Genomic DNA, 7,245 nt, shown 5'->3' with positions numbered 1-7,245 from the left:
ACAAAAAAATAACACCACAAAAAAAAAAACCCCCACACACCCGGGGGGGGGGGCGCCGCCCTGCCCCCCCCCCCCCCCGACGCATGGCTGGCCCGCCACCCGAGGTATTCTGGGTAATTAGCTCGTGGCACGCTCGCAGATAGGTCTCACCATCTTCATGTACTTCCCAATACTTTCGGCCGGCCCCGTCGCCTGATGTCCGGATACATTCTCAGAAGAATCCTCCAGGCAATCCCGGTCTTCTTCGGCACCACGTTCCTTATCTACTTCATGGTCTTCGCCATGCCGGGCGACCCGATCATCGCGCTCTTCGGCGACAAGACGCCGAACCCCGCGGTAGTCGCGCAGATCCGGGCCCAGTACAACCTCGACCAGCCGTTCATCGTGCAGTACTTCCTGTACATCGGCGGGATCTTCCGCGGCGACCTCGGCACCGCGTTCAACGGCGAATCGGTCAGCACGATCCTCGCCCGTACCTTCCCCGTCACCCTTCGGCTGGCGATCCTCGCGCTGATCTTCCAGGCGGTCGCCGGAATTCTGGTCGGCCTCGTCTCGGGTCTGCGCAAGGGCAAGCTGTTCGACTCGAGCGCCCTCGTCGTCAGCCTCATCCTGATCTCGCTGCCGATCTTCGTGATCGCCTTCGTCGCGCAGTACATCTTCGGAGTGCAACTCGGTTGGGCGCGGGCCACCGTCGGGGCGGGAGCGCCGATGCAGGACCTGATCCTGCCGGCGATCGTGCTCGCGAGCGTGAGCTTCGCGCAGATCGTGCGGCTCACGCGCGCCTCGGTGATCGAGACCGCCGGTCTCGACTTCGTGCGCACCGCCTACAGCAAGGGCCTCTCGAAGCGCCGCATCGTGCCGGTGCACATCCTGCGCAACTCGCTGATTCCCGTCGTGACGTTCCTCGCCACCGACTTCGGCGTGCTCCTCGTCGGCGCGACCGTCACCGAGGGCATCTTCAACGTGCCCGGTGTCGGTAACGCGCTGTTCAGCGCCATCAAGCAGGGCCAGGGCCCGACGGTCGTCTCGTTCGTCACCGTCATGACCCTGCTCTACCTCGCCGTGAACCTCGTCGTTGACCTCCTCTACGGCCTGCTCGACCCAAGGATTCGTCTTGTCAAATAATCTTCCCCCCGAACCGTCGGCCGCCCCCGTGCGCTCCGCCGGCCACTTCGTCGCCCCGCTCGACGAGACCCCGCTCGTCGGGGTCGACGCCGTCAAGATCGCCGAGAAGAAGAGCAACCTCTGGATCGACGCCTGGCGCGACCTGCGCGGACGCCCGTTCTTCTGGATCTCCGCCGTGTTGATCCTGCTCGTCGTCTTCGTGGCGCTGTTCCCGTTCCTGTTCACGCAGACGCCTCCCAACGACGAGTGCTTCCTCGCGAACAGCAACGGCGCGCCGGTCGCCGGCCACCCGCTCGGCTTCACGAAGCAGGGCTGCGATATCTACTCGCGCATCATCAACGGAACCTCGACGTCGCTGTCCGTCGGCCTCCTCGTGATCTTCCTCACGACGATTCTCGGCCTCGTCTTCGGCGCCTTCGCGGGCTTCTACGGCGGATGGGTCGACTCCGTGCTCTCGCGCATCGGCGACATCTTCTTCTCGATTCCCTACATCCTCGCGGCCGTCGTCATCATGTCGGTGCTCTCGCAGTACCGCAGCATCTGGACGATCTCGCTCGCCATCGGGTTGTTCGCGTGGCCATCCACGGCGCGCGTGCTCAGGTCCGAGATTCTGAGGGTCAAGAGCGCCGACTACGTGCAGGCCTCCACGGCCCTCGGTGTCTCGCGCTTCAAGATCCTGCTCAAGCACGTGCTGCCGAACTCGATCGCGCCGGTGATCGTGATCACCGCCATCTCCCTCGCCGGCGCCATCGTCGCGGAAGCGACCTTGTCGTTCCTCGGTGTCGGTCTCGGCGGGTCGGTGATGTCGTGGGGTAACGACATCAACCAGGCGCAGGGCGATCTCCGCTCCGCACCGCAGACCCTCATCTACCCGTCCCTCGCCCTGTCGCTCACGGTCTTCGCCTTCATCATGCTGAGCGAACTCGTGCGAGACGCACTCGACCCGAAGGCGAGGGCACTGCGATGAGCCTGACCACTCCCACCACTCCGGCCACCCCGACCACGCCGTCGGGCCAGACTCCGCTGCTGGAGATCAAGAACCTGCACGTCGGGTTCCGCAACCAGCGCGGGATCGTACCGGCCGTCAACGGCATCGACCTCACCATCATGCCCGGACAGACGGTCGCCATCGTCGGCGAGTCGGGCTCCGGCAAGTCGACGACGGCGCACGCCATCATCAACCTGCTGCCCGGCTCGGGGCTCATCACCGGCGGCGAGGTGCTCGTCGAAGGCCGCGACATCACCAAGCTCAACGAGAAGCAGCTCGAAGAGGTGCGCGGTAACCTCATCGGTTTTGTGCCGCAAGACCCGATGTCGAACCTCAACCCGGTGTGGAGCATCGGCTTCCAGGTCGAGGAAGCGATCCGCGCTAACGGCATCGCCAGCACCAAGAAAGACGTCAAGCGCCGCGCGATCGAGGTGCTGAAGGAGGCCGGGCTGGGCGACGCCGAGCGTCGACTGCGCCAGTTCCCCCACCAGTTCTCGGGTGGAATGCGCCAGCGCGTGCTCATCGGAATGGGACTGGCCGCGAACCCGAAGCTGCTGATCGCGGATGAACCGACCTCCGCTCTCGACGTAACGGTGCAGCGCGTCATCCTGGACCACCTCGCGACCCTCACCCGCGACGCCGGCACCGCCGTGCTGTTCATCACGCACGACCTCGGCCTCGCGGCCGAGCGCGCCGAGCAGCTCGTCGTGATGTACAAGGGCAAGATCGTGGAATCCGGACCCTCGCGCGAGCTGCTCGAGAACCCCCTCCACCCCTACACGCAGCGTCTCGTGGCCGCGGCTCCCAGCCTGGCCTCGCGTCGCATCCGCTCGTCGAGCCGCTCGCTCGCCGACCTCGACTACGTGGCCCCCGCTGCTGCGGCGGGCACCGACCTGCTCGAAGCCGTGGAGGCGCGCGCCGAGGCCCACGCGGCATCGACCGACGTCGAGCCCGTGATCGTGGTGGAGAACCTGACCAAGGTGTTCAAGATCCGCGGACAGAAGCTGGCTGCGAAAGAGTTCAAGGCCGTCGACGACGTCTCGTTCTCGATTCCGCGCGGCACAACGATGGCTCTCGTCGGCGAGTCCGGTTCGGGCAAGTCGACCGTGGCCAAGCTACTGCTGAAGCTCGAGGAGCCGACGAGCGGAGCGATCCGCGTCGACGGAACCGACATCGCGGCGCTGCGGGGCAAAGACGTGCTCGCCTTCCGGCGTAAGACGCAGCCGGTCTTCCAAGACCCGTACGGTTCGCTCGACCCACTGCGCAACATCGGCGCGACTATCGCCGAACCGCTGGTCGTTCACAAGGTCGGCACCGGTGCCGAGCGCCGTGCCCGCGTCCTCGAGCTGCTCGACCAGGTCGCGCTGCCGCAGGCGCTCGCGACGCGCTACCCGAACGAGCTCTCCGGCGGGCAACGCCAGCGTGTCGCCATCGCCCGCGCCCTCGCTCTCAAGCCCGAGATCGTGGTGCTCGACGAGGCAGTTTCCGCGCTCGACGTGTTGGTGCAGGCGCAGGTGCTCAAGCTCCTGGCCGACCTGCAGGCGGAGCTCGGACTCACCTACCTGTTCATCACCCACGACCTCGCGGTCGTGCGCGTGATCGCCGACACCGTCTGCGTCATGCAGAACGGCAAGATCGTCGAGGCCGCGACCGTCGACGAGGTCTTCGAGAACCCGCGTCAGCAGTACACGCGCGACCTGCTGGCCGCCATCCCCGGCGCCGGCCTGGCGCTCGGAGTCTGATGTTCCGGCAGCCGGGGAAGGGAGACGAGCGCGAGCCCGTCTCCCTTCCCCTGCCGCCCGACATCCGTGTGACCCTCGCGTCGCCCCCGTCGGTGCTTCCCGTGCACGCACCGCGCCGCCTCCCCGCACACTCGCGCGACGAGCGCAGACTGGCGAGGATCGACCGCAAGGTCGCCGAGCGCGACCAGTCGACCGACTGAACCCGTCTGTTCAGACGGCAGACGCCCTGTGCCTGCAGCGAACAGTGAAGGTCTACAGCGAACAGTGAGGGTTTAGCCGTTACACTGGTTTGTGCAGGGCACCATCGACGTGATCCTGAGATCCCCACAAACCACCTCCGCGTTTGTGCGTGGTCGTGCCCATGCCGCGAAAGCGCAACGCGCGCGCCCGTCACCGCTAAAAAGCAGTCAAGGAAAATACCTATGGCAATCGCCACCCGTACCGACCTGCGCAACGTCGCAATCGTCGCCCACGTTGACCACGGCAAGACCACACTGGTCGACGCCATGCTCCGCCAGACGAACTCGTTCGACGCCCACGCGCACCTCGAAGACCGCGCCATGGACTCCAACGAGCTCGAGCGCGAAAAGGGCATCACGATCCTCGCGAAGAACACCGCGGTGCTCTACAACGGCAAGCACGCCGAAGAGAACCACGCCGGCGGCAACATCACGATCAACGTGATCGACACCCCCGGCCACGCCGACTTCGGCGGCGAGGTCGAGCGCGGCCTGTCCATGGTCGACGGTGTCGTCCTCCTCGTCGACGCGTCAGAGGGACCCCTTCCCCAGACCCGTTTCGTGCTGCGCAAGGCCCTCGAGGCCAAGCTCCCCGTCATCCTCCTGGTCAACAAGACCGACCGTCCCGACGCCCGCATCGAAGAGGTCGTCGCCGAGAGCCAGGACCTGCTTCTCGGCCTCGCCTCGGACATGTCCGACGAGCACCCCGACCTCGACCTCGACGCGATCCTCGACGTTCCCGTCGTCTACGCGTCCGGCCGCAACGGCGCCGCGAGCTGGAACAAGCCCGAGAACGGCACGCTGCCCGACAACGAAGACCTCGAGCCGCTGTTCGACGCGATCCTCAAGCACATCCCCGCTCCGACCTTCGACGACGAGCACCCCCTCCAGGCCTGGGTCACCAACCTCGACGCCAGCCCGTTCCTCGGTCGCCTCGCTCTGCTGCGCGTCTTCCAGGGCACGATCAAAAAGGGTCAGACCGTCGCCTGGGTCAAGCACGACGGCTCCGTCGCCAACGTGAAGGTCACCGAGCTGCTCATCACCAAGGCGCTCGACCGTTACCCCACCGACTCCGCGGGCCCCGGCGACATCGTCGCCGTCGCCGGCTTCGACGACATCTTCATCGGTGAGACCCTCGCCGACCCCGAAGACGTTCGCCCGCTGCCGACCATCACGGTCGACGACCCCGCCATCTCGATGACGATCGGTACCAACACGTCGCCGATGATCGGCAAGGTCAAGGGCCACAAGCTCACCGCCCGCATGGTCAAGGACCGTCTCGACCGCGAGCTCGTCGGTAACGTCTCGCTCAAGCTCGTCGACGTCGGACGCCCCGACGCCTGGGAGGTCCAGGGCCGCGGAGAGCTCGCGCTCGCCATCCTCGTCGAGCAGATGCGTCGTGAGGGCTTCGAGCTCACCGTCGGCAAGCCGCAGGTAGTGACGAAGCGCGTCGACGGCAAGCTGCACGAGCCGTTCGAGCACCTCACCACCGACGCGCCCGAAGAGTACCTCGGCGCTATCACGCAGCTCCTTGCCGCCCGCAAGGGTCGCATGGAGGGCATGAGCAACCACGGCACCGGCTGGGTCCGCATGGAGTTCATCGTTCCGTCGCGTGGCCTCATCGGTTTCCGCACCGAGTTCCTCACCGTCACCCGCGGTGCCGGTATCGCCAACGCCGTCTCGCACGGCTACGAGCCCTGGGCCGGATCGATCGAGACCCGTACCAACGGCTCGATCGTCGCCGACCGCTCCGGTGTCGCCACCCCGTTCGCGATGGTCGCCCTGCAGGAGCGTATGTCGTTCTTCGTGGAGCCCACGCAGGAGGTCTACGAGGGCATGGTCGTCGGTGAGAACTCGCGCGCCGACGACATGGACGTGAACATCACGAAGGAAAAGCAGCTCACCAACATGCGCCAGTCGACGTCCGACTCGTTCGAGCGCATGACGCCCTCGCGCAAGCTGACGCTCGAAGAGTGCCTCGAGTTCGCCCGCGAAGACGAGTGCGTCGAGGTGACTGCCGAGGTCGTGCGCATCCGCAAGGTCGAACTGGATGCCACCGCTCGCGCACGCAGCCTGTCGCGATCGAAGAAGCAGGCGTAGTCCAGCAGAGGTGTCAACCTCTCACGACATCCGATACGTCGTTGTGATGCCGGGTCGCGCTACGATCCCGGGTATCGAGGCGAGGAGCATCCCATGCTGAAGAAGAGAGTTCGTCCCTGGTTGCTCGCGATCGGGGTCATCCCGCTCGCGATGACCCTCAGCGGATGTTTCGGCATCCCGGGGTTGCCGAGTGGCGACAATGGCGGCAACGACGGCGGCTCGGATGAAGTCGACGAGGAATTCGTCGAAGGCATCGTCGAAGGCGGTACCGACAGCGATGTCGACTTCGAGTCGGATTCGCTTCCGGCCGACTTCCCGGTCGACGACATCCCGCTCGTCCCGGGTGAGGTCGGGCCGAGCATGTCGATCTCGAACGGCGCTGCCTGGACGGTGACGATCTACACCGCCGACGAGGCGACGGCGGCTTCGGCGGCGCAGCTTCTCGAGGATGCGGGCTTCAGCAACGAGAGCGTGTTCGCCTGGGAGAACGAGGAGTACCTCGTCGTCATCGTGGCGTCCGACGAGGACGACGAGGGCAGATGGTACGTGCACTACCAGGTTCAGAGGCAGCAGTGAGCGCGCGGATGCCGCGGGCCGCGGTCGTCGCGCTCGGCGCCGTGTTGCTGGTCGGTCTTCCGACGCTGACCGGATGTTCGGTGGTTGAAGGGATCATCGAGCAGCAGACCGGCGGAGACGTCGACCTCGGCGGCAACACGGTGCCCGCTGACTTCCCGTCGGAGGTTCCGCTCGCCGACGACGACGTCGTCAACGGGTCGAAGATCACCGGAGGCGACGGCGAAGCCGTGTGGAACGTGCTGATGAACGTCTCCGATCCGGCCGCCCCCGACTCGATCGCGGCGCAACTCGAAGGCGCGGGGTTCACGTCGGCCGGCACGGGCGAGGTCAGCGACAGCGGCGGAACCCTCACCTACACGAAGGACGACCTCGTCGTGAACGTGCTGCTCGGCAAGACCGACTCCGGGTGGACCGCGAACTACACCGTGGCGCAGACGGCCGGGTGACCCCGATCGCATCGCGCGTCTTCACGCTC

At 66.2% G+C, this 7,245-nt stretch carries 7 protein-coding genes; all 7 read left to right on the top strand.

The features are described 5' to 3' along the window. Positions 1-195: 195 nt before the first annotated feature. A complete protein-coding gene (locus ACLQ6X_RS09105) occupies positions 196-1,125 on the top strand; it encodes an ABC transporter permease (RefSeq protein WP_411699852.1) in 930 nt (309 codons plus the stop codon). Next, the gene (locus tag ACLQ6X_RS09100; protein ID WP_411699851.1) at positions 1,115-2,092 is read left to right on the top strand and encodes an ABC transporter permease; all 978 of its coding nucleotides are present in this window, start codon (positions 1,115-1,117) and stop codon (positions 2,090-2,092) included. Before ACLQ6X_RS09105 ends, ACLQ6X_RS09100 begins: the two co-directional genes overlap by 11 nt. Beyond that, a complete protein-coding gene (locus ACLQ6X_RS09095; protein WP_411699850.1) occupies positions 2,089-3,855 on the top strand; it encodes a dipeptide ABC transporter ATP-binding protein in 1,767 nt (588 codons plus the stop codon). The genes ACLQ6X_RS09100 and ACLQ6X_RS09095 overlap by 4 nt, the downstream gene beginning before the upstream one ends. After that, on the top strand, positions 3,855-4,055 hold the full coding sequence (locus ACLQ6X_RS09090; protein ID WP_411699849.1) for a hypothetical protein: 201 nt from the start codon (positions 3,855-3,857) through the stop codon (positions 4,053-4,055). Before ACLQ6X_RS09095 ends, ACLQ6X_RS09090 begins: the two co-directional genes overlap by 1 nt. Positions 4,056-4,277: 222 nt before the next feature. Then, a complete protein-coding gene (gene typA, locus ACLQ6X_RS09085) occupies positions 4,278-6,194 on the top strand; it encodes a translational GTPase TypA (protein ID WP_411699848.1) in 1,917 nt (638 codons plus the stop codon). A 93-nt stretch (positions 6,195-6,287) separates the two neighbouring features. Further along, positions 6,288-6,770, top strand: a complete 483-nt coding sequence (locus ACLQ6X_RS09080; protein ID WP_411699847.1) for a hypothetical protein — start codon at positions 6,288-6,290, stop codon at positions 6,768-6,770. Further along, positions 6,767-7,216, top strand: a complete 450-nt coding sequence (locus tag ACLQ6X_RS09075) for a hypothetical protein (protein WP_411699846.1) — start codon at positions 6,767-6,769, stop codon at positions 7,214-7,216. The genes ACLQ6X_RS09080 and ACLQ6X_RS09075 overlap by 4 nt, the downstream gene beginning before the upstream one ends. Positions 7,217-7,245: the final 29 nt, after the last annotated feature.

The organism is Conyzicola sp. (genome assembly GCF_046714715.1).
GTDB lineage: Bacteria > Actinomycetota > Actinomycetes > Actinomycetales > Microbacteriaceae > Conyzicola.
This window is presented reverse-complemented; position numbering and strand designations above follow the sequence as displayed.

Coding starts and splice junctions, on each gene's coding strand:
- ACLQ6X_RS09105 (WP_411699852.1), top strand. CDS start 196: ATGTCCGGATACATTCTCAGAAGAATCCTCCAGGCAATCCCGGTCTTC.
- ACLQ6X_RS09095 (WP_411699850.1), top strand. CDS start 2,089: ATGAGCCTGACCACTCCCACCACTCCGGCCACCCCGACCACGCCGTCG.
- ACLQ6X_RS09090 (WP_411699849.1), top strand. CDS start 3,855: ATGTTCCGGCAGCCGGGGAAGGGAGACGAGCGCGAGCCCGTCTCCCTT.
- typA (WP_411699848.1), top strand. CDS start 4,278: ATGGCAATCGCCACCCGTACCGACCTGCGCAACGTCGCAATCGTCGCC.
- ACLQ6X_RS09080 (WP_411699847.1), top strand. CDS start 6,288: ATGCTGAAGAAGAGAGTTCGTCCCTGGTTGCTCGCGATCGGGGTCATC.